The 22,880-nt window shown below is 64.6% G+C and carries 18 protein-coding genes; 11 read left to right on the forward strand and 7 right to left on the reverse strand.

Translation table 11 applies throughout. The features are described from left to right. Positions 1-133 precede the first annotated feature (133 nt). From P1U48_RS12055 to P1U48_RS12065, 3 genes are all read left to right on the forward strand, one after another. Positions 134-472, forward strand: coding sequence for a P-II family nitrogen regulator (locus P1U48_RS12055; RefSeq protein WP_301069250.1), 339 nt, complete (start codon positions 134-136; stop codon positions 470-472). Between the two features lie 27 nt (positions 473-499). Then, positions 500-1,840 carry an ammonium transporter gene (locus tag P1U48_RS12060; RefSeq protein ID WP_301069252.1) on the forward strand — a complete coding sequence of 447 codons (1,341 nt, stop codon included), beginning with the start codon at positions 500-502 and terminating at the stop codon, positions 1,838-1,840. A gap of 192 nt (positions 1,841-2,032) precedes the next feature. Next, entirely contained in the window at positions 2,033-3,250 is a 1,218-nt protein-coding gene (locus P1U48_RS12065; RefSeq protein WP_301069253.1) for a urate hydroxylase PuuD, read from the forward strand. A gap of 422 nt (positions 3,251-3,672) precedes the next feature. On the opposite strand, the gene P1U48_RS12070 is transcribed toward P1U48_RS12065, so the two are convergent. Next, positions 3,673-4,530: an LOG family protein gene (locus tag P1U48_RS12070; RefSeq protein ID WP_301069255.1), complete on the reverse strand. Its 858-nt coding sequence runs from the start codon at positions 4,528-4,530 to the stop codon at positions 3,673-3,675. Between the two features lie 125 nt (positions 4,531-4,655). Here P1U48_RS12070 and dapD point away from each other — a divergent pair, with 125 nt between their 5' ends. Beyond that, positions 4,656-5,483 (forward strand): 2,3,4,5-tetrahydropyridine-2,6-dicarboxylate N-succinyltransferase, encoded by an 828-nt coding sequence (dapD, locus tag P1U48_RS12075; protein ID WP_301069256.1) that lies wholly within the window; start codon positions 4,656-4,658, stop codon positions 5,481-5,483. A gap of 89 nt (positions 5,484-5,572) precedes the next feature. Here dapD and P1U48_RS12080 read toward each other — a convergent pair whose 3' ends face one another. Then, positions 5,573-6,385 carry a crotonase/enoyl-CoA hydratase family protein gene (locus P1U48_RS12080; RefSeq protein WP_301069257.1) on the reverse strand — a complete coding sequence of 271 codons (813 nt, stop codon included), beginning with the start codon at positions 6,383-6,385 and terminating at the stop codon, positions 5,573-5,575. Positions 6,386-6,564: 179 nt separating this feature from the next. Between P1U48_RS12080 and P1U48_RS12085 the strand changes: the two genes are divergently transcribed. The 6 genes from P1U48_RS12085 to rnr all read left to right on the forward strand — a co-directional run bounded on the left by P1U48_RS12085 (position 6,565) and on the right by rnr (position 12,618). After that, entirely contained in the window at positions 6,565-7,320 is a 756-nt protein-coding gene (locus P1U48_RS12085; protein WP_301069258.1) for a YHYH protein, read from the forward strand. 135 nt (positions 7,321-7,455) lie between these two features. Further along, positions 7,456-7,788 (forward strand): hypothetical protein, encoded by a 333-nt coding sequence (locus P1U48_RS12090; protein WP_301069259.1) that lies wholly within the window; start codon positions 7,456-7,458, stop codon positions 7,786-7,788. 380 nt (positions 7,789-8,168) lie between these two features. After that, on the forward strand, positions 8,169-9,329 hold the full coding sequence (gene dapE / locus P1U48_RS12095; RefSeq protein ID WP_301069260.1) for a succinyl-diaminopimelate desuccinylase: 1,161 nt from the start codon (positions 8,169-8,171) through the stop codon (positions 9,327-9,329). Next, the gene (locus P1U48_RS12100; protein ID WP_301069261.1) at positions 9,326-9,709 is read left to right on the forward strand and encodes a GNAT family N-acetyltransferase; all 384 of its coding nucleotides are present in this window, start codon (positions 9,326-9,328) and stop codon (positions 9,707-9,709) included. Before dapE ends, P1U48_RS12100 begins: the two co-directional genes overlap by 4 nt. Continuing rightward, positions 9,702-10,319: a TIGR04282 family arsenosugar biosynthesis glycosyltransferase gene (locus P1U48_RS12105; protein ID WP_301069262.1), complete on the forward strand. Its 618-nt coding sequence runs from the start codon at positions 9,702-9,704 to the stop codon at positions 10,317-10,319. The genes P1U48_RS12100 and P1U48_RS12105 overlap by 8 nt, the downstream gene beginning before the upstream one ends. A 31-nt stretch (positions 10,320-10,350) precedes the next feature. Next, a complete protein-coding gene (gene rnr / locus P1U48_RS12110; RefSeq protein ID WP_301069263.1) occupies positions 10,351-12,618 on the forward strand; it encodes a ribonuclease R in 2,268 nt (755 codons plus the stop codon). Here rnr and P1U48_RS12115 read toward each other — a convergent pair. Continuing rightward, a complete protein-coding gene (locus P1U48_RS12115; RefSeq protein ID WP_301069264.1) occupies positions 12,615-13,043 on the reverse strand; it encodes a DUF1801 domain-containing protein in 429 nt (142 codons plus the stop codon). The genes rnr and P1U48_RS12115 overlap by 4 nt on opposite strands. Before the next feature lie 176 nt (positions 13,044-13,219). Between P1U48_RS12115 and P1U48_RS12120 the strand changes: the two genes are divergently transcribed. Further along, positions 13,220-14,644, forward strand: coding sequence for a lytic murein transglycosylase (locus P1U48_RS12120; RefSeq protein WP_301069266.1), 1,425 nt, complete (start codon positions 13,220-13,222; stop codon positions 14,642-14,644). A gap of 16 nt (positions 14,645-14,660) precedes the next feature. On the opposite strand, the gene P1U48_RS12125 is transcribed toward P1U48_RS12120, so the two are convergent. The 4 genes from P1U48_RS12125 to P1U48_RS12140 form a co-directional block, all read right to left on the reverse strand. Then, on the reverse strand, positions 14,661-16,061 hold the full coding sequence (locus P1U48_RS12125) for an FAD-binding oxidoreductase (RefSeq protein WP_301069267.1): 1,401 nt from the start codon (positions 16,059-16,061) through the stop codon (positions 14,661-14,663). A 92-nt stretch (positions 16,062-16,153) separates the two neighbouring features. Beyond that, positions 16,154-17,965, reverse strand: a complete 1,812-nt coding sequence (locus P1U48_RS12130) for a hypothetical protein (RefSeq protein ID WP_301069268.1) — start codon at positions 17,963-17,965, stop codon at positions 16,154-16,156. 81 nt (positions 17,966-18,046) lie between these two features. Further along, positions 18,047-19,705, reverse strand: a complete 1,659-nt coding sequence (amrB, locus tag P1U48_RS12135; RefSeq protein ID WP_301069269.1) for an AmmeMemoRadiSam system protein B — start codon at positions 19,703-19,705, stop codon at positions 18,047-18,049. A gap of 2 nt (positions 19,706-19,707) precedes the next feature. Continuing rightward, a complete protein-coding gene (locus tag P1U48_RS12140; protein ID WP_301069270.1) occupies positions 19,708-22,692 on the reverse strand; it encodes a caspase family protein in 2,985 nt (994 codons plus the stop codon). Positions 22,693-22,880 lie beyond the last annotated feature (188 nt).

The raw sequence follows: 22,880 nt of genomic DNA on the forward strand, positions 1-22,880 counted from the left end.
CTGATTAACAATTAGGCAAATATTCTCGTTTCGCCCGAAGATTCCGCCGTGAAACCTTTCTTGCACCCGGGCGCGGCGGCTTAGTGACCCCTGCGACCGGCGGGAGTGGCCCGCGTCCAGGAAGGGGATCACAGTGAAACTCATCATCGCAACGATAAAACCGTTCAAGCTTGAGGAGGTCCGCGAAGCGCTGACCGAAATCGGCGTACGCGGTATGATGGTTACGGAAATCAAGGGCTTCGGCTCACAATCCGGGCATACGGAAATCTATCGCGGCGCCGAATACGCCGTGAATTTCGTGCCCAAGATCAAGCTTGAAATCGCGGTCAGTTCGGCGATGGCCGACCAGGTGGTCGATACGATTACCGCAACCGCAAAAACCGGCAAGATTGGCGACGGCAAAATCTTCGTTCTCGATATCTCGCAAGCAGTTCGTGTGCGGACCGGCGAGACGAACGAAGACGCTCTCTGAGCGCAGAACAGGGGAAAGGAAATGCAAATGAAATCCGTAACGAAACTGGGCCTCGCCGCGACATTGATCGCGCTGCCCAGCCTGGGGTTGGCGCAGGACGCCGATATGACCCCGCCGACTGGCGAAGTCGGCTATATTTTCAACACGTTCATGTTCCTGGTCACCGGCTTTCTGGTGATGTGGATGGGCGCTGGCTTCTCGATGCTCGAGGCCGGGCTGGTGCGCCAGAAGAACGTCACCATGCAGCTGATGAAGAACGTCTCGCTCTTCGCGATTGCCTCGATCATGTATTACGTCATCGGCTACAATCTGATGTATCCGGGCGATGGCTGGTCGATTGACGGCATCCTCGGGGCGTTTTCAACCGCATCGGTGGAACCTGTCGGGCTGGCCGACACGGAAACCGACCTGACCTATGCCTCGGTCGGCTCGGACTTCTTCTTTCAGCTGATGTTCTGTGCGACCACCGCGTCGATCGTTTCCGGCACCCTGGCCGAGCGGATCAAGCTGTGGCCGTTCCTGATCTTCACCGTCGCGCTGACCGCGGTGATCTACCCGATCCAGGCCTCCTGGAAATGGGGCGGCGGCTTCCTGGCGCCGGGCACCGAAGGCGTGACCGACTTCCTCGATTTCGCAGGCTCGACCGTGGTGCATTCGGTTGGTGGCTGGGCGGCTCTGACCGGGGCGCTTATCCTGGGACCGCGGATCGGCAAATACAGCAAAGAAGGCCGCACCATCCCGATGCCGGGTTCGAACCTGACGCTGGCGACGCTGGGCACGTTCATCCTGTGGCTGGGTTGGTTCGGCTTCAACGGTGGGTCGCAGCTCTATATGGACACCGCTGGCAATGTGGCTGACATCAGCCGGATCTTTGCCAATACCAATACGGCGGCTGCCGGTGGCGCGATTGCCGCGCTGTTGCTGACCCAGGCGCTGTACAAGAAGCCTGACCTGACCATGGTGCTGAACGGCGCGCTGGCCGGTCTGGTGTCGATCACCGCCGAACCGCTGACCCCGTCACTGGGCGCGGCCACGCTGATCGGTGCCTTTGGTGGTATCCTGGTGGTTCTGGCGGTTCCGCTGCTGGACAAGCTGAAGATCGACGATGTCGTCGGGGCGATCCCGGTGCACCTGGTCTGTGGCATCTGGGGCACGATCGCGGTGGTTCTGACCAACCCCGACGCGTCGCTGGGCAAGCAGCTCTATTCGATCGTGGTTGTCGGCATCTTTGTGGTCGTCTCCTCCGGGATCGTCTGGTTCATCCTCAAGGCGACGATGGGCCTCAGGGTCAGCGAAGAGGACGAGATCATGGGCCTCGACATGGCCGAGCTGGGGATGGAAGCCTATCCCGAATTTTCCAAGGGCTGATATCCTTCCAATCCGTCTCTTGTGACCGGCCCGGGCGTTCGCGCCCGGGCTTTTTTGTGCCACCGTGCCAAGGGGTGAAGAGTTTTCGCGAAAAGAATTGGCACAAGGCGGGTGTCAGGCCAGGTTCGCAACCGTCGCGATTGCGGTGCGGCGCGGCGCGGCGTAGCCTTTGACAAAAGACGAGGGACTGCCATGTATGATCTTGCCGCCATCGGGGCCTGGCTGGAATTCGCGCTGCGCTGGGTGCATGTGATCACCGCCATCGCCTGGATCGGGTCGTCGTTCTATTTTATCGCGCTCGACCTCGGGCTGCACCGGGACCGCAACCTGGCCTCGGGCGCAGATGGTGAGGAATGGCAGGTGCATGGCGGCGGCTTTTACCATGTGCAGAAATACCTGGTCGCCCCGGCGGCGATGCCGGACGATCTGATCTGGTTCAAATGGGAAAGCTATTCGACCTGGCTTTCGGGCTTTGCCATGCTGATCCTGGTCTATTACCTCGGTGCCGAATTCTATCTGGTCGATCCGGCGGTGATGGATCTGGCAGCCTGGCAGGCGATCCTGATCTCGCTCGGCTCACTCGGCTTTGGCTGGCTGGCCTATGACCGGATCTGCAAATCGAAATTCGGCGACAACAACACCCGGTTGATGCTGGCGCTTTATCTGATCCTGGTCGGGCTCGCCTATTTCTACACCCATGTCTTCACCGGTCGCGCTGCGATGCTGCATCTGGGCGCCTTCACCGCCACGATCATGAGCGCCAATGTCTTCTTCATCATCATGCCGAACCAGCGGATCGTGGTGGCCGATCTCAAGGCCGGGCGCGTGCCGGATGCCAAATACGGCAAGATCGCCAAGCAGCGCAGCACCCATAACAACTACCTGACCCTGCCGGTCATCTTCATGATGCTGAGCAACCATTACCCGCTGGCGTTTTCCACCGAATGGACCTGGCTGATCGCCAGTCTGGTGTTCCTGATGGGGGTGACGATCCGGCATTATTTCAACTCGGTCCATGCCCGCAAGGGCAACCCGACCTGGACCTGGGCGGTGACGGCGGTGCTGTTCATTGTGGTGATGTGGCTCTCGACCGCGCCGATGTTCCGGGACGAGCCGGAAGAGGCACAGGGCGCCGCGCTGCGCTTTGCCGAGGCGGAGGGGTTTGAGGCGGTGCATGACATCGTGCTGGGCCGCTGTTCGATGTGCCATGCCGCCGAACCGGCCTGGGAGGGGCTGCTCTGGCCGCCCAAGGGCGTGCGGCTGGAAACCGAAGCGCAGATCGCGCGGGCGGCGCGGGCAATCTATTTGCAAGCCGGGCTGGGCCATGCGATGCCGCCCGCCAATCTGAGCTTTATCGAGCCGGAGGAGCGGGCGAAGATCGTGGCCTGGTATCAGGCGGCGGTGAAGTGAGAAGCCCTGCCTGATTTTGACTTAGTAGAACTCGCTTACGAAGCAGATGATATGATCCGTCAGCCTTAGCGGGTTGCTGAACGAGCCCTGCCTCGACAGGGCTTTGAGAACATGAGTCACCCTTTTGGCCGCACCGACGGGGTGAGGATGCGCGGGACGGACGAGACGAGCGGGTCGCGGTTCATCCTGACAATGGCTGCCAACCACCTCGCCAGACCACCCCGGTTGCGTGCCGCATGACCCGAAGAGACGACCCACGGGGCACATGTCGAGCCGCCAAAGGGCATCGCGATCAGGCGAAACAGCCCTGATGCGGGGACAGCCTTCCTGATAAGGGAAGTTTCGGCACCCTATTCGGCCAGCAAAGCACAGCGAACGCCTGTTACCTCCCACCCCTCACCCGCCTCGACAGAAACACTAGTTCACCCCCCTCTCACCGCCCCGGAATCTCCCCCCCGCTTCTCGCCCGCGCCCGGCCAGGTCTCGATCGCTTCCATCGCCTCTTCGGCGGTTTCGACAAAGCGGAACAGCTTCAGATCCTCTGACGAGATCGTCCCGGCCTCGGCCAGCGCCTCCCAGTTGATGATCTTTTCCCAGAATGCCCGGCCAAACAGCAGGAACGGCACCCGCTCCATCCGCCCGGTCTGGATCAGGGTCAGCGCCTCGAAAGTCTCGTCCATGGTGCCAAAGCCGCCGGGAAACACGCAGACCGCCCGCGCCCGCATCAGGAAATGCATCTTGCGGATGGCGAAATAGTGGAAGTTGAAGCACAGGTCCGGCGTCACCCATTCATTCGGCGCCTGTTCATGCGGCAGCACGATGTTCAGGCCGATGGAATGCCCGCCGACGTCATCGGCACCGCGATTGCCGGCCTCCATCACCCCCGGGCCGCCGCCGGTGCAGATCACCCATTCGCGGCCATAGCTGTCCAGCGATTTCCGGGTGATCAGCTGCGCCAGCTTGCGGGCCTCGTCGTAATAGCAGCTGAGATCGGCCAGCGCCGTGCTGCGCGCGGTGTCGCGCTTGTCGGGCGCCGGGATCCGCGCGCCGCCGAACAGCACCACGGTGGATTCGATGCCGCGCTCCTCCATCACCATCTGCGGTTTCAGCAGTTCCAGCTGCAACCGCACCGGGCGCAGTTCGTCCCGGCAGAGGAAATTATCGTCGGCAAAGGCCAGCCGGTAGGCCGGGGCGCGGGTCTGCGGGGTGTCGGGCACCTCACGCGCGGTTTCGATATCGGCATGGGCCTTGCGGAACGGATGGCGGTGGTCGTCGTTCATTGGGATCTCCTGTTTGCCGCCCTGCCTATCGCGCCGGGCAAAGACAGGCCAGTGCCGCCCGCGATTGCGCCCGCGCCCGGCGAAGGCTATAGCCGCGACAACAGTAAGACACCGGAGATGCCGCCATGAACCTTGCCCAACTTGAATCTGCCATCGAAGCCGCCTGGGAGGTCCGCGACACCATCACCCCGGCCACCAGTGGCGAAACCCGCGAGGCGATCGAAGACACGCTGAACGCGCTGGACAGTGGCGCCCTGCGGGTTGCCCAATGCGGCGAGGACGGCAACTGGCATGTCCACCAATGGGCGAAGAAGGCGGTGCTGCTCGGCTTTCGCCTGAAGGATATGGAACAGCAGACCGGCGGCCCGCAGGGTGGCGGCTGGTGGGACAAGGTCGACAGCAAGTTCGAAGGCTGGGGCGACAATCAATGGCGCGCCGCCGGGTTTCGCGCGGTGCCCAATTGCGTGGTGCGAAAATCGGCGTTCATCGCCAAGAATGTGGTGCTGATGCCGTCCTTCGTGAACCTCGGTGCCTATGTCGATGAGGGCACGATGGTCGACACCTGGGCCACCGTCGGCTCCTGCGCCCAGATCGGCAAGAACGTGCATCTCTCCGGTGGTGTTGGCATTGGCGGCGTGCTGGAACCGATGCAGGCCAACCCGACGATCATCGAGGACAACTGCTTCATCGGCGCCCGCTCCGAGGTGGTCGAGGGCGTGATCGTCCGCGAAGGTTCGGTGCTCGGGATGGGCGTGTTCCTTGGCCAGTCCACCAAGATCCTGAATCGCGACACCGGCGAGGTGTTCTATGGCGAAGTGCCGCCGTTCTCGGTGGTCGTGGCCGGATCGATGCCGTCGAAAAACGGCGTTCACCTCTATTGCGCGGTGATCGTGAAAACGGTGGATGAGCAGACCCGCTCAAAAACCGCCGTGAACGAGTTGCTGCGCGACTGATCCGAGTCACCCTGCGCTGTGCCTGACCGAGGACGGTCAGGCACAGCGCAGGGTGACAGGGCACCACGGGTGCCCAACCAGGCCCGTCCCTATTCCCCGGTAAACTTCGGCTCACGCTTGTCCTTGAACGCGGCCACCCCTTCGGCGGCGTCCTTGGTAAAGGCGATCTCGCGTTGCTGGGCCTCGATCCAGTCGATCGCCGCCGCCTCGCCATTGCGCTGATAGACCCGCCCGGCCTCCAGAATCGCCTGGATCGCCAGCGGGGCATTCTTGCCGATCGCCTCGGCAATCTCGATGGCGCGGTCCAACTCCTGCCCGGCGGGCACGACCTGTTGCACCAGCCCCATCCTCAGCGCGTCGTCCGAGCCGAATTCCGGCGTCGGCAGCAACAGCAGCATCGCGTTGCCATAGCCGGCACGTTCAATGAACCGCTGGATCGCGCCGCCGCCGGGGATGATCCCGCGCTTGGCCTCGATCTGGGCAAAGCGGCAATCGTCGGCGGCAATCACGATATCGGCGCCCAGCATCAGTTCGATCCCGGCGGTAAAGGTGATGCCCTGCACCGCCGCGATCACCGGCTTGCGGCAGCGCCGCCAGCGCGCATAGGGATCGACCCGGTTCTTGTCGAGGTGATACTTCCCCTGCTTGCGCAAGGCCGAGGTCTGCACCAGGTCCAGCCCGGCGGTGAAATGCCCGGCATGGCCAAAGACGATCCCGGCACGCAGATCCGGGTTTTCATCCAATTCGCAGAACGCATCCTGCAATTGTCCGAACATTCGTGGCGTCAGGCTGTTGCGCTTCTCGCGCCGGTCGATGCCCATCAACAGGATATCACCCCGCCGTTCGACGGTGATCTGGCCATCGGGATGGCGTTCGGGGTCTTTCGATTGGTCACTCGGCACGGCCGGTCTCCTCCTGTTGGTCACGCAATAGCGAGGCCATTCTGCCACGCGCATCCTGAAACCGACGCGAAATCCGTAAGGATTCCGCATATCTGGCACACCCCCCGTCAGAGGCCCCGTCAGACCGACGGAAAAGCGCCTTGGGCGCGTGCTATTGCCACCCAACGGAAGGAGACACCATGACACGCATTCCTCTTGCCATCGCCTTTGCCCTGCTCGCCATTCCGGCGCAGGCGCATGACAACCAGGTCTCGATCAAGGTCAGCGGCGATCAGCGCTGCATCACGTCGAACGGCACTCCCAACCATGACATTGGCCAGTTCCCGAATTCAGGCGATCCGAATTCATTTCGCGCCCAGACGATCAGCGTCTGCGTCGATGCCACCCCGACCAAGACCGGGCGAGTGACCCAACACCGGGGCTCTGTCGGGATTTCTCTGACCGGGATTTTCTTTCGCCCGGGAACCGCTGACTATTATGACGCCTCCTCGCCGCGCGGCCATTCGCGCAGCCCGGCCAGCGGCTGGAATCTGGAAGGCATGGGCGCGGCGGAAACCCTCGGCATGGATGCGCAGAACGCGCATGTGGATGAGCGCGGGCTCTATCACTACCACGGCGTGTCCAGCGCCCTCGCCAATTCGCTGAGCGGCACCCAGATCGGCTATGCCGCCGATGGGTTTCCGATCCATTATGCCGGATCCAGGGCGCAATCCTCCTGGCGACTGAAATCCGGCACCCGCCCGACCGCGCCCGGGGGCCGCTACGACGGCACCTATGAGGAAGATTGGACCTTTGTCTCCGGCAGCGGCAATCTGGATCAGTGCAACGGCGCGACGGTGGACGGCGAATATGTGTATTTCGCCACCGACACCTATCCGTTCTATCCGCGCTGTTTCCTGGGCAGCGTCAGTTCGGATTTCGGGCGCAAGCGCTGACCGCTGTGGCGGCTGGCGCAGGCGGCGCCGGGCATGTCGGGCTGGCGGCGCCCAGCCCCGGCACAACCCGGCTTGACCCCGACGAACACCTCGCCCAGACAGGGGCACCTGCGTCGCGGCGGGTGAGGGGAAGCAATGGCCAATGAAAAGAAACCAAGCCGGCAAAAGGTGTTCACCTTGCTGGTCGAAGTCGGTCGCAAGGCCGGGGACGGGCTGCCGGACGGGGCAACCGGGGCGGCGCTGATGTGTTTCGCCAGCGGTGTCGACGAGGCCGAGGCGGTGCGCGAAACCGTAGCGGTGCTGAAACAGGCCGAGATGAACCCGCTCGACGTATCCGGCTATGGCACCCTCGACGAACGTCTGGAAGAGGGCCATGACATCAGCGATGACGAGCGCGAATTGATGGGCCGGGCGCTGGCCGAAAATGCGGTGATCGTCGCCCAGATGACACCGTTTTATGACCAATAGTTTATGACCAATAGCGATCAGACGGCGCGCTAACCGGCCAGGGTCACCGCCTCGGCCCCGCTCATAATCGGATGCGCCGGGGCCGGATGATCCGGCAGTGGCGACATCGGCACCGCGCTCAGGTCCCGCCAAAGCGGAAGGGAACTATGGCCAGATCGCAACCGGTCGCACCCTGCCCTGGTTGTTTCGGGGTCTGCCGATGCGCTGCCTCACGTATTTACTCTTGGCGCGCCCTTATCGGAACATTTAATGTTCTGTTAAACCATCAAGCTAAATGACGTGAACCTGGCCTTTTTCCGCCATAAACCGCGAGCGACGCGCCACAATAAGTGGATTCCACCCCGGTATCCGCTATCCGACGCAGAATTGAAGGAGAGGCCATGACATCCCCCCACGAACCGATTGATCCGATTGCCCTGACCGCCGATCTGATCCGCTGCCCCTCGGTCACCCCGGATGAAGGCGGCGCGCTGGTGCTGCTGGCGGATTTGCTGAGCGCCGCCGGGTTTGACTGCCAGCGGGTGGATCGCGGCAAGGTTTCAAACCTCTTTGCCCGCTGGGGTGCCAAGGGCCATGCCCGCAGCTTTGGCTTTAATGGCCATACCGATGTGGTGCCGGTGGGTGACGAAGCCGCCTGGACAGTCGATCCTTTCGGCGCCGAGGTGAAAAACGGGATGCTCTGGGGGCGCGGCGCGACCGACATGAAATCCGGCGTCGCCGCCTTTGCCGCCGCCGCCATTGATTTCGTCCATGAAACGCCACCAGACGGCGCGGTGATCCTGACGATCACCGGGGATGAGGAAGGCCCGGCCATCGACGGCACCACCGCGCTGCTCGACTGGATGACGGCGAATGGCGAGGTCATGAGCGATTGCCTGGTGGGTGAGCCGACCTGCCCCGAGGTGATGGGCGAGATGATCAAGATCGGGCGACGCGGCTCGATCTCGGCCTGGTTCACGGCGAACGGGGTGCAGGGGCATTCGGCCTATCCGCACCGGGCCAACAACCCGATCCCGCCGATGGCGCGGCTGATGGACCGGCTCGCCTCACATACCTTGGACGAGGGCACCGATCATTTCGACGCCTCGACCCTGGCGGTGGTGACCTTTGACACTGGCAACACCGCGACCAATGTGATTCCCGCCAAATGCCGCGCGGCGGTGAACATCCGCTTTAACGATCTGCATTCCGGTGCGTCATTGACCAAATGGATGCAGGCCGAGACCGACAAGATCGCCAAGGAATTCGGCATCGAGATGGAAATGAAGGTCAAGATCACCGGCGAATCCTTTCTGACCCCGCCGGGGGCATTGTCCCGGCTGGTGTCTTCGGCGGTGGCGGCGGAAACCAATGTGGTGCCGGTGCTGTCGACAACCGGCGGCACCTCGGACGCGCGTTTCGTCAAGGATCTTTGCCCGGTGGTCGAATTCGGCTTGGTCGGCCAGACCATGCATGAGGTCGATGAACGGGTGCCGCTGGAACAGATCAGCCAGCTGAAACGGGTCTATGCCCGCATCCTGCGCGATTATTTCGATCAATGATCCGGCTGAAGGAAGCGCCGGATTTGACCGCCCCCCATGCCCTGCGTCGCGCGGTGTTCATCGTCGAACAGGGCATAGCCGAGGACGAGGAATGGGATGATCTGGACGCGGGTGCGCGGCATATCCTGGCCCGCGACGGCGACACGCCGGTCGGCACCGCCCGGCTGATTGTCGACGGCTCCACCGGGCGCATCACCCGGGTCTGCGTGCTTGACAGCCATCGCGGCCCCGGGCTGACCCGCGCCGAACTTTCCGCGCAGGTACAGGCGCGCGGGTTTTATGAGGCATTGGGCTTTGTCGCCGAAGGACCGGACTATGACGACGCCGGAATCCCGCATGTGACCATGACCCGGACGCTCGGCCAGACTGACAATGGCTGATGCCTCGCGCCGGCACCGCCCCAGGCTGATCGTGATGCTGAAGGCGCCGCAGCCAGGGCAGGTCAAGACCCGGCTCGGCCATGACATCGGCATGGTTGGCGCAGCCTGGTGGATGCGCCATCAAATCCGCGCGCTGCTGCGCAACATTTCGGATCCACGCTGGGATCTGGCGCTGGCAATTGCACCCGACACCGCCATTCGAGCGCCGATATGGCCCGCTGGCCTGCCACGTCTGGCGCAGGGCCAGGGCGACCTCGGCACCCGGATGGCCCGCGCTCTGCGCCAGGCGCCGCCCGGCCCGACCTGCCTCATCGGCGCCGACATTCCCGCCCTGCGCCGCCCCCATATCGCCCGCGCTTTTGCGGCACTGGGGCGGGCGGATGCGGTGTTTGGCCCGGCCCGCGATGGCGGCTATTGGCTGATCGGGCTACGGCACGGCGGCGCGGTGCCTGCCAGCCTGTTCCGCAATGTCCGCTGGTCCAGCCCGGACGCGCTGCGTGACAGCATCGCCAGCCTGCCCGGCGCACGCATCGCGCTGGTCGATACCCTGGCCGATGTCGACAACGCGGCGGATCTGGCGGCCCACCGCCGCCTCGGCTTTTCCCGATGACGCGCCCGCCGCCGCGTGCTAGGCGAGAAGCATGAGCACCCTGCCCTCCAAGGCCGAAATCCTGCAATGGATCGCCGACAATCCCACCCTGACGGCCAAGCGCGATATCGCCCGGGCCTTTGGGATCAAGGGCGCCGCCCGGATCGATCTGAAACGGGCGCTGAAAGAGCTTGAGGCCGAAGGCCATCTGCACAAGCGCAACAAGACCTATCGCGACCCTGAAAGCCTGCCGCCGGTGTCGGTTCTTGAGGTCAATGCGCCGGATGAGAATGGCGATCTGACCGCCCGACCGCTGGAATGGCAGGGCGAGGGTGTTGAACCAAAGGTCATCCTGATCCCGCGCGCCACCGATCCGGCGTTGGGTCAGGGCGACCGTATCCTGGCCCGTCTCACCCAGATTCGCGGCGGTGACTATCATTATGAGGCCCGGCTGATTCGCCGGGTCGGCACCAACCCGACACGGATCCTGGGGGTGTTTCACAAGGGGGCCGAAGGCGGTCGGGTGCTGCCGATCGACAAGGGCGCCGGTCTGGAATGGCAGGTGCCGCCCGGTGCCACCGGTGGTGCCCAGGACGGCGAGCTGATCGAGGCCGAACAGAGCGGCCCGAAATCCCGCCTCGGCCTGCCCCGCGCCCGGGTGATCGCCCGGCTTGGCGACCCGACGGCGCCGCGCGCCGTGTCGCTGATCGCGATCCACCAACATGGCATCCCCGACAGTTTTTCCGACGAGGCGATTGCCGCCGCCGATGCCGCCACCCCCGCCGGGCTGGAAGGCCGTGAGGATCTGCGCGAGCTGCCGCTGATCACCATCGACCCTTTCGATGCCCGTGACCATGACGACGCTTGTTATGCCGAGGCCGACAGCGACCCCAAGAACCCCGGCGGCCACATCATCTGGGTCGCCATCGCCGATGTCGCCAGCTACGTCACCCCGGGATCGGCGTTGGATCACGAGGCCAAGAACCGCGGCAATTCCACCTATTTCCCTGACCGGGTGGTGCCAATGCTGCCCGACCGGCTGTCGGGTGACCTCTGTTCGCTGCACGAGGGCGTGCCGCGCGCCTGTATTGCGGTGCGCATGGTGCTGGATGCCCAAGGGCACAAACGCAGCCACGATTTTCATCGCGGGATGATGAAATCCGTCGCCTCGCTGAATTACCAAGAGGTGCAGGCGGCCCAGGACGGCAGCCCCAACGACAAGACCGCGCCGCTGCTTGAGTCGATCATTCGCCCGCTCTTTGCCGCCTACCGCGCGCTGAATATGGCGCGTGAAACCCGTCAGCCGCTGCACCTCGACCTGCCGGAACGGCGCATCGAACTGAGCGAAGAGGGTCAGGTCACCTCGGTCAGTTTCCGCGACCGGCTGGAGGCGCATAAGCTGATCGAGGAATTCATGATCCTCGCCAATGTCGCCGCGGCCGAAACCCTGATCGCCAAGAAATCGCCCCTGCTGTTCCGGGTGCATGAGGAACCGCCGCCCGAAAAGATCGAGGCGCTGCGCGAAACCGCCCAGGCCGCCGGTCTGAATCTGGCCAAGGGCCAGGTGATGAAGACCCGGCATCTGAACGCCCTGCTGGATCAGGCGGCGGGCACCGACCACGCCGAACTGATCAACATGTCGACGCTGCGCTCGATGACCCAGGCCTATTACAGCCCGGTGAACTTTGGCCATTTCGGCCTCGCCCTGGCCAATTACGCACATTTCACCTCGCCGATCCGGCGCTATTCCGACCTGATCGTGCACCGGGCGCTGATCTCTGCGCATGGCTGGGGGCCAAACCCGAAGAAAGACGGGCTGACGGCGAATGACATCGAACGGCTGGAGGCAACGGCGGCGCATATTTCGGAAACCGAGCGCCGCTCGATGACCGCCGAGCGTGACACCACCGATCGCTATCTCGCCGCGTTCCTGTCCGAACGGGTCGGTGCCGAGATGACCGGACGGATTTCCGGCGTGGCGCGGTTCGGGGCCTTTGTCCGGCTGGATGAAACCGGCGCGGACGGGCTGATCCCGATCCGCACCCTGGGTCGCGAGTTCTTTCACTATGACCGCGAGGGCGCGACCCTGATCGGCGCCGACACCGGGCTGACGATTGCCCCCGGCCAGCGGGTCAAGGTGCGGCTGGCACAGGCAACCCCGGTCACCGGCGGGCTAGAGCTTGAACTGCTCGAGCTTGAAGACAAGGCGCTGCCGCGAGGGCCGCAGCGCGGTCGGTCGCGGCCGGTCCGGCGCAAGCTGGTCAAAGCCAAGCGCAAGGGCGCCAAGACCAAGGCCAAGGTCACCAGATCGCGCCGCTAACCCCGCCGCGAACGCCGCCGGTGATAGGTGAGCGCGTGACGGATCAGCACCGCGTGCCGGTCCGGGTCAACCTCGGCCAGATCGCGGAAATGCAACGCGCGATTACCCTCGATTCGGTCCATGCCGGGAAAGGCCTCGGCAAAAGACGAAATGATAGTGGTCTGGCAATGCGCGTAGAGCGCGAAGCCTTCGGCGGTCGCGGCGAGCCGCAGGGTCGAGCCGGATTTGGTTTCCGGGGTCAGATAGGCGGGCTGTTTCCAGCGCAACGCCTCCTCCAACCGCCCGACCTCAGGCATTTCCGCCGCACAATGCAGGATCAGCCCGCGCAACAGCAGCAGGCCACGACGGGCGCCCGGCGCGACCCCATCGAAATACTGTGCCACCTCGGGTCGCGCAAAGCGCGGATTCGGGTCAATTGCGGCCATTCCTTGCCTCCGTTCGGCGACACTCTGCCGGATCCCGCCAGACACCGTCATGTCAGTTGCCGCCCGCATCCCGGGTCAGGCACCACGCAATCACCAGTTTTCTTCAGACTGCTTCCGAATTGGAAACAATCGCGGTAGTATAGGGGAAAATATAACAACGAGCAGGCGGTGGTGACATGAGGCAATTTCTGATTGCAGCCCTGACGATTCCAGCACTGGCAAGCGCTCTGGCAGCGGAATCACCGTTGGCCGGTATCCGCCCCGAGGCGCGCCCCTCAAGCGTGCGAATTGTCGCCGCGGCGAGCCGGGCAATTGATGCGGCGACCCGGCTCAGCACCGATGTGTCGATGACCAAGGTGGCGCCGGTCGTCTCCGCCCCCGCAACCGGAATGTCGCGCAGCTTGCGCCCTCGTCCCCGGCCTGAAAACCTGACAGAGGTCGCCTATCGCGGCCCGACACCGGAATCCCGGCAGCAGGCGGTGGCGGATTTCGGGTTCCAACGCTGGGTCAAGGGATTCCGCACCCGCGCCCAGGCTCAGGGGATCAGCCTGGCAACGCTGAACGCCGCCTTTTCCCATGCGGAATTTCTGCCAGATGTGATCGAACGCGATGGCAATCAGGCCGAATTCACCCTCTCTGTCGGTCAATATCTGGGCCGCGCCGTCTCTGACGCGCGGGTCAGCACGGGCCGCGCCAACGCCCAGACCCATGCCCGGACCCTGGCGGCAATCGAGGCGCGCTATGACGTCGACCGGGAAATCGTCGCGGCAATCTGGGGCATGGAAAGCAATTACGGCGCCAATCGCGGCAAGACGCATCTGATCTCGGCGCTGGCCACGCTGGCCTATGACGGACGGCGCGGGTCGTTCTTTGAAAAGCAACTGATCGCAGCGCTGAAAATCCTGCAGACCGGCGACACCACCGAGGACCGAATGCTGGCCAGCTGGGCCGGGGCGATGGGGCATACCCAGTTCATCCCGACCTCTTACCTGGCCTATGCGGTGGATTTCACCGGCGATGGCAAACGTGACATCTGGGCCGACGATCCCAGCGACGCGCTGGCCTCCACCGCCGCCTATCTGGCGAAATCCGGCTGGATCAAGGGCCAGCCCTGGGGCGTCGAGGTGAACTTGCCCAAGGGCTTTGACTTCACCCATGCCGCCGGCAAGCGGATGCCGTCAGATTGGGCCCGCCTCGGGGTCAAGGGGGTGGATGGCAAACCGGTGCCGGATCACGGCACCGCCCGGCTGCTGCTGCCCGCCGGGGCGCTGGGCATCGCCTTTCTGGTGTTCAAGAATTTCGACGTGATCCGCCGCTACAATGCCTCCGACGCCTATGCGCTGGGGGTCGGGCATCTGGGTGATCGGATCAACGGCAGGGGCCCGTTGGCGGGCAGTTGGCCCGAGGGCGAGCGATCCTTGCTCCGCGCCGAGGCGCGCGAATTGCAGAGCCTGCTCAGCGCCAAGGGCTATGCCACCGGCGGTGTCGACGGCAAGATCGGAAGCAAGACGATTGCCGCGATCCGCGCCTATCAAAAGGCCAGCGGCATCGCCGCCGACGGCTATCCGTCGCTGGCGCTGCTGACCCGGCTGCGGTCCTGAGGCATCGGCCCGGTACTCAGGGCAGCAATTTGCCGGGGTTCATGATCCCCTTGGGGTCAAGCGCTGCCTTGATCGCCCGCATCGCCTCAAGCGCCACCGGCGATTTGCGCCGCGCCATCGAGTTCAGCTTGAACGTGCCAATGCCATGCTCGGCGGAGAAACTGCCGCGCATGTCGACGACGATATCCTCAATCGCCTCGACGATCCGGTCGTGATCGGCCGGGTCGCTGCTGTCCGGCCAGACGGTGTAATGGATATTGCCATCGCCCAGATGCGCCACGATCGAGCGTCCGGCGGCGGGATCGACCCGGGCCAACACCTCATCGGCGCGGGTCAGGAATTCGTCGATCCGGTCGATCTCGACCGCGACATCATTGGTGATTCTTGGCGCCCTTGTGCCCGCCACCTCAGCCGCCGCTTCGCGCCTTGCCCACATCGCGGCGCGCTGCGCCTGGTTCTGGGCGATAACCGCATCCAACAGCAGGCCCTGCTCCAGATACTCCCCCAGGATCGCCTCGAACCGCGCCGCCAGCGGCACCGCGCCATCAGGACCGGGCTGGCAATCGCGCGGCGCGGTGGCACCGACCTCAAGCATCACCGTCACCGCATAGGGGCGATCAAACGGCAGGCCGACCTCGGGGTGCAGATCCGCATAGGCCTGCACATAATCGCCGGGCATGAATTCGCAGGCCTCGACCGCGCCACCGGTGTCCTGCTGCACCGCATTCAACAGATTCAGCGCGGTCGGCAGATCCGGTAGCGCCAGCATCGCGGTGGCATAGGCGCCGGGCTGCGGCGCCAGTTTCAGCACCGCGGCGGTGATGATCCCCAGCGTGCCCTCGGCCCCGATCAGCAGATGCCGCAGGTCATAGCCCGAATTGTTCTTGTGCAGCCCGGTCATCAGATCCAGCACCTCGCCCGAGGGCAGCACGGCCTCGATCCCCAGCACCAGGTCGCGGGTGTTGCCATAGCGCAGGACGTTTGACCCCCCGGCATTGGTGGACAGAAAGCCCCCGACCATTGCCGAACCGCGCGCGCCGAAGGTCAGTGGAAACACCAAACCCTCGGTGGCGGCCGCTTCATGCAGATGGCTCAGGATCACCCCGGCCTCCACCACCGCCACCCGCGCCTCCGCGCGGATCTCGCGGATCGCGTTCATCCGGTCGAGCGAGATCACCAATGCCCCGCCCGCCAGGGTGGCGCCGGTCAGGCCGCTGCGCCCGCCGGCGGGCACAATGGCCACCCCGGCTGCGGCAGCGGCACGCACCAGATCCGCGACCTCGGCGGTCGAGGCAGGGCGGGCAACGGCCAGAGGCTCCTGCCGGAATTTGCCAATGAAATCGCTGGCCCAGGGCTCCATATCGGATCCGGTCAGCAGGTATTTGTCACCCACGATAGCGCGAAATGTCTCGATCACCGGCCGCCCTCCCCTCAGCTTTGCACATTGATGCCGCCGGGCGCGGGCCGGGGCAACCCCTTGGCGCGGCCACCCGCCCGCACCCGATGGCCTCAGCAGGAGGGCGAATCTTCACTCAGATAACAGCTGGCGGGCTGGGTCTGACTGGTAAAGTTCGGCTGGCGTGGATGCAGAAAGAACAATTGCAGGATCGGCGACAGCCGCTGGCTGCCATCGGCAAAGCTGGCCTTGATCTGCATCTGATGCCAGGCGGTCTTCTCCGACCACAGCGCCAGGCCCGACAGCAACCGCGAGGTATTGGGATTGCCACGCAGCGGCAGATTGACCGAATAATCACGCCCCTCGGCGGGCAGTTCGATATGCTGATATGTCGGTGCCTCTGCGGCAAAAGCACCGCTGCCGCCGCATTCCGCCAACGGGCCGCCGGCCTCGATCTTCAACAATGGGATGTAGGCTTCAAACATCTGGGTCGAGGTCTTGGAATCGCCGTTGAAATCGGTCCAGTTATAACTGATCTGCCCCTGCAACTTGGTTCCCAGCCCGTCGTAGCCATCGACATAGGGCGCGATCTGCCCCCAGTTCACGCTGGCTTTGGTATCGGCCCGGCATTGGTCGATCAGATCGGCGGAGGGGCAATAAAACCGTTCGGCCTCCAACCGCGCCACATCCACCCCGGCCAAGGCCAAGACATCGCGCACCCAGACATCGATACCCTGATCAATGTCGCCAAGGTTCAGATCAAAGGTGCCCGAACCCGGCTCATCCCCCATCTTGACCTTGGGGTCATAGAAATTCGGATCAATGAACCGCACCTTGGCACTGGCGCTTTCCACCGCACCCCAGCCAAAGTTGCGCAGGCTGAAACTGGGTCGGAACCCGACACAGCCAGAATGGTTGTCCACCCGCAGCATCGGCTGCAGATGCGGCACCGATTGCTTGACCTCCAGATCAAGGGATTTGATCCGCTCGCGGCTGCCACCCAGGGTCGCAAGATCCATCAGCACAAAGGCCCGGCTTTCGTCCCAATCCGAGGGCAGGAAACTGTTCAGGTAATAGTCGAAAAACATCAGCGCGCCCTGACCGTTCCACATCGACTGCAGGTGCTTGTCGGTCGGATAGATCAAGATCTGACCGTCATGGGCGCTGCTGACATATTGCATCTCAAGGTTGGCGCTGACGCGCTGGTCGACCGCCACCGTCATCATGGTCTGCGAGGCGGAATCACCGCCCTGCGCGGGCAGCAGCCCGGCGATCAGCGGGTCTGGCAGGTTGGGCCGGTCCGTCGTGACCAGCTGGCCCATGTCATAGCGCACCGCATAGCGCAGCCCGCCAGGTTCGGTGATCTGCCCGTCACCATGCCGCAGCCCGGCGTGGAACCCGCCCTCATAGACCTGCCCGTCAATGCCGCGCCAGATACCCCGTCCCTCGAACTGGCTATCGTGGAACCCGCCCTCATATAGGTTGCCTGCCGCATCCCGGGCCTGACCCTGGCCCTGCAGCTGGCCTGCGGACCAGATGCCGCTCAATGTGGCGCCGTCGCGATAGCTCAGCCGCCCTTGGCCATCAAAGCGGCCAGACTTCAAACGCCCCTCAAACCGGTGATGCATGGCGCGCGGGTCATAGGCCGCCAGCCCGTCGATCCGCCAGACCAGCACCCCCGGCCCCTCGGCCAGACCGGCCGCGCTCACCCCGGGCCAATTGCCCTCGGCCGGTTCCCAGTGAAAAGCCAGGTTCAACTCGGGATGCAGGTCAGCGACCCGGACCATGCGGCGCTCCACCGCGCGGTTGATCGGGTCATAGAGGACATGCAGCCGCTCTTGCATCACGGGCGCCGGATCAGCCAGCGTGGCACTGGCCAGAACGGTAGAGGCAATCAGCGCGGCACATCGCAACAGGCAGGACATTGGCGGATCTCCGGAACATAATTTTCGGCACATTCACCCAAGGTTAGGCGCAGGCCCCCCCAGAGGGCAAGAATTTCGAGGTCACGGCCGACGCGCCAGCGCAAACAGCGGCGGCAGCGGGATCTCGCGCAGAAACACCGTGCCCTGGGCAAAGCTGCGCAGCTCGACCAATGCACCCGAGGCCTTTGGCGGCATCTGATCGAACAGCAGGTTCCCAAGCGAATGGAAAACCACGGTGTCGCCGCCATTCAGCGCCTCGGCCCCGGCGCTGGCGACATGCGGATGGGCGCCGACAATCGCACTGACCCCGCGCCGCGACATCGCCAGCGCCAGGTCGCGTTCGCGGTCGGACGGGGCGCGGTTCCACTCCCGCCCCCAATGCACAAAGGCCAGCACCGGCTCCGTCGGGTCGTCAGAAATCAGCCGGTCCAGCAGCGCCTCGTCCAGCCGGTCAACCCGGGGCAGCGCGGTGCTGTCCAGATCGCTCAGCGCCACCAGCCGCAGCCCCGGCAGGGTCAGCGCCTCGCCTGGCCCGGCAAACGCGATCCCTGCGGCAGTCAGCGCCGCCTGGGTCTCGGCCCGACCGCTGGCGCCAATGTCATTGGCATGGTTGTTGGCAAGGCCAAAGCCGACCACATTCAGCCGTTGCGCCATATCCACCGCCAGCCCGGCAGGCATCCCCAGGGTCAGATGCTCCAGATTGCCAGGCACCTCGGGCAGCACCACACCTTCGAGATTGGCAATCAGCGGCAGGCCACGGGTGGCACGGTGCGCCGCCGTGGCGACCCGGTCGGCAATCAGGTCATCGCTGAGCAATCCGGTCAGATTGCGCCCGACAAAGAAATCACCGCCCAGCATATAGACCGGTTGGCCCGCCGGGGCAGGCCCGGGATCGGCACCGGGTTTCTGATAGAGCGCGACCACATAGCTGGTGGTTTCGGCGATGAATTGCGCCTGTCCCTCTTGCAAATTGCGATTTGCGATCACCACTGGCGCGGCACCGACCTTCTCGGCCATCAGCCGGGTCATCAGGTAGAGCGCGCCGAGGCTGTCGATATGGCCGGGCTGGGTCAGCCGGGCGATCTGATCCAGATCCGCCGCCGCGATCAGGTTCAGCATCTGTTGGTCGCGCTGGCGCGCCAGATGATGCGGCAGGTAATGCGAGAAATCCGTCGCCTGCACCAGCAGGGTCTCAGGCCCGATCAACGGCGCCAACGCCACGGCGGCCTGATCCCAATCGCCGCGCTCGGAGCCGATGGCAATCGCCAGCGGCAGCACCGGCACCCCGGGGAACAACCGGGCCAGAAACGGCAGCACCGCGCGCAGCCCGTGTTCACGATCGAATATGCAGGTGTCCGAGGCCAGCCCCGAGGCGATCAGCCGCGCCGCCGCCGGGTCGCCGGGCACCGGGCCAAGCAGGGTGTCAAAGCCGCGCGCGCTGGTCCCGAACGCCCCGGAGAGGCGATAGAAATGATCCGGGAACAGCACGATGATCCGGGTCGGTGTCCGCCCCGCGGCGCGGCGCAGCCCGGTGGCGATCAGATCGGGCGCCGCCAGGTGATGCGGCACCGTCACCCCATAGACCGGGTCCGGCGCAGCGGTGAGATCGGCGCTGTCGGCCAGCGCGGTTTCAAACAGGGACCGGTCGGAATAGAGCGGTGGAAACGGCGCCTTGCCCTCTGGGCATTCCGCCGCCGCCGTCGCCGTCGTCAGGAAAACCGCCAGCGCTGCAAATCGCATGATCACGGCCGCGCCACCACGAAATTCGAGGTTTCGAGCAGACTGTAATAGGGTTCCTGCCGCGCATTCGACAGGCGCACCACCTCGCGATAGACATAATCCGCCAGCCCCAACAGCCGCACCCCGTCGCTGCCGGTCGCGGCCTTGCCGCGCAGCCCCTCGAGCAGCGCATAGGTGAAAATCCCATGCCCGAGATCGCGGCGTTCGGCGGCGGTATTATTGGCGGCGGTGGCGGAAAACACCACGATCCGCGCATCGGCGGCGTCCTTTTCCAACCGCGCGTTAAAGGCTCCGGCGGCGTGGCAGGTGTCGATCAACAGCAGGCGACGGCCCTTGGCATAGCTCAGCTCCTCTTGCAGGATTTGCCAGTCAAACAGCGAGCGCAGCCGCAATTCGCCACCCCGCTGTTCGGCATCGCCGGGCATCAGGTAATAGTTTTCGCCCAGCGTCACCCCATGCCCGGCAACGAAAACGATGGTGGTGTCCTCCGGGCCGGGCCGGGCCAGGAATTCGATCAGCGCATCCTCGACCACCCGGTTGTCCGGCGGCTGAATCTGATCGATGGGCATCACATTGGCCAAGGCGCGGCGCAGATCCTCGGACCCGTCCAGACGCGACGGGCTGACCAGCACCAACGTCTCGATCGCGGAATAGAGCGGCCCGGCGGTCTTGGCCAGGGTCGCCACCATCTCGACCGCGTCATGCACCGGGTAGGCCAGATCACAGGATGTGCCGTTGCAGGCCACCGGCAGCTTCGGATAATCGGCCACCCCAATCGCCGCGACGTACAGCTTGCCACGTTTTTCCGGCGCCGGGCCGCGCCGCGACGACAGGGCGACGGCGGACCGTTCGGTGACGTATCCAAAATTATTCTCGCCGGTCACACGGATCGCGTTTTCGCCCGGCTCCAGCGGAATCTGATAGAGCTGGCGGCCCTGACCGCTGGGATCGGGATAGCGCTGTGGCGGCACCCGGCGATCATTGACCAGGATGGAATAGCCCCAGGCCTCGACCTCATCGGCACTGGCGCCCTTGATTTCCACCACCGCCAGACCCTCGGGTATGTCGATCTCTTCGGCCAGCCGCAGATCGAAGTCCGGCGGCGCCCGGGTCAGCAACGCGTCAAGCTCGCCATCCTTGCCACGCAAGTCAACTGCCGCCTGCGTCGGATCGCCGATCAGGATCGCCCGGCGCACGATTTCCGGGGAATGCAGGTGCTTTTTCAAGGCGCTGGCACTGATATACCGTGCGGCCTCGTCACGACCCCGGTTGATCCGCCAGCCGATCATCCTGTCTCCATTCGGTGACGAATGGTAATAACCTTGCGGTGTCCAGATGACCCATTCCGCACCAGCAAAAAAGAACCGGGCGATTTCGGCGCGGGTGTCGAGGTTCCACAGGATCAGGGTCTGATCGGCACTGGCGGACAGCAACCGTGCCCGCGTCTCTGAGGCGGCAAGCGCCAGGATATCGCCGGTATGGCCGACGAATTCGCCGGCAAAACGGCCGTCGGGCCCATAGGCGATCAAGGCACCATTGCCGCCGCCGCTGACCGCGCTGCCATCCGCCAGCAGGGTGACGGCGCTGTGATAATAGCCATCCACCGCCCCGCGCCGGATCGCCGCTGACGACCCCGGTCCGGTGACGGTCAGAAGATCGCCATCAAAGCCGCCGCCGGGCGCATCAGAGATGCTCAGACGGAAATCACCCGCCGCCAACACCGCGCGCAGCGCCCCCGCCACATCGCCCTGCCCCGGCGGGCCAAAACCGCGATCCCCGACCGGCAGATCCAGCCGGGCAGAGAGCGGCGCCAACGCCTCGGGGCAGATCGTCCGCTCCGGGCAGGGGTCATCAAAACCCCAGCCGATCCAGCTGCCATCCGCCGCGATGCCCGCCGCGCTCACCATGGTGCCGCTGCCGCGCAGGATGCGGCTGGCCTTGCCGATATCGGGCTGCCAGAGGTGCAGCGCCAGGGCCCGTCCGCCGGCCGACACGACGGCACCGGATGGTAACGCGAGCAGGGCGCTGATCGGGCCATCGTGGTCGCGATAATTGCCCTGCAGCTCCACCGGGTCCAGCCGCCAAATCTCGGCCTCATGCACCCCGCCGCAGCGATAACCGCAGCCGACGATCAACCGGTCCTGATCGACAAAGGCCAAAGCATCCGGCCGGAATGGGCGCAGCGGCAACCGCGCCAGCACTGCGCCATCTCCTGAGGCGCGGATCTCTACCCGCCCATCCTCCCCAGCCAGGGCAAAGCGCGCACCATCAGCGCTGACCGCCAGCGCCGTCAGCGGCACATCCCAAAGCGGTTCAGCCTCCGGCGCCTCGATTTCGGCACCGCTGACGCTGTCCCAGATCCGCAGCCCGTAATCCAGACTTACCGCCAGCAGCCGCGTGCCGCCAGCGGCATAGGCGACATGCAGCACCCTGAGGGCGGCGCTGTCCAAATCGCCGATCCGCTCCGGCGCCTCCGAAAACGGGGCCTGCCAGCGCTGCACGATGCCACCCTGCCCGGTCACCGCCAATTCGTCACGCTCCGGCGCATAGGCCAGGCTGTCGACCACCAGCGGAAACCCCTTCAGCACCCGGACAATCGACCGGCTGCCGACATCAAAGATCCGCACATCGCCGAATTCTGCATCGGGCGACAGATGCGGCCCGAAATAGCCCGCCACGGCGGCGAATTTGCCATCTGGTGACAGCGCCACGGCGTTGATCACCCCGTCCGGCCCGTCACCGGCGAACCCGCGCAGAACCACCGGCTCCGAGGCGCCGGAGAGGTCCCAGATCCGCGCTGTCTTGTCATCCGAGGCCGAGGCGACGAATCGCCCCGCCGCGTCAGTGGCCAGCGCCCGGATCACCGCGCGATGGCCACCGGTTTCCAGTTCCAGCCGGAAATCGGGCCGCTCCTGTGCCGCCAGCGGCAGCCCCAGAACGGAAATCAGCGCCGCGTTGGCTAACCATCTGTGCACTCGGGTCAACACGCCTGCCTCCTGCGGATCAAGCCAGAGGATGAGAGATATCGAGCCGCCTGTAAATGCCGCCGGTAAACGCCACAACAATCCGCCCACCCCGCCATGGTTCTGAATTCTCTGCATCGGAGTTTGTGCAACACATGACTTCCCCTAACCTGAACCGCAACGAAAGGTCATCGAGGACCGCCAGGAGGCGC

This window comes from Pseudooceanicola sp. (assembly GCF_029213205.1).
GTDB lineage: Bacteria > Pseudomonadota > Alphaproteobacteria > Rhodobacterales > Rhodobacteraceae > Pseudooceanicola.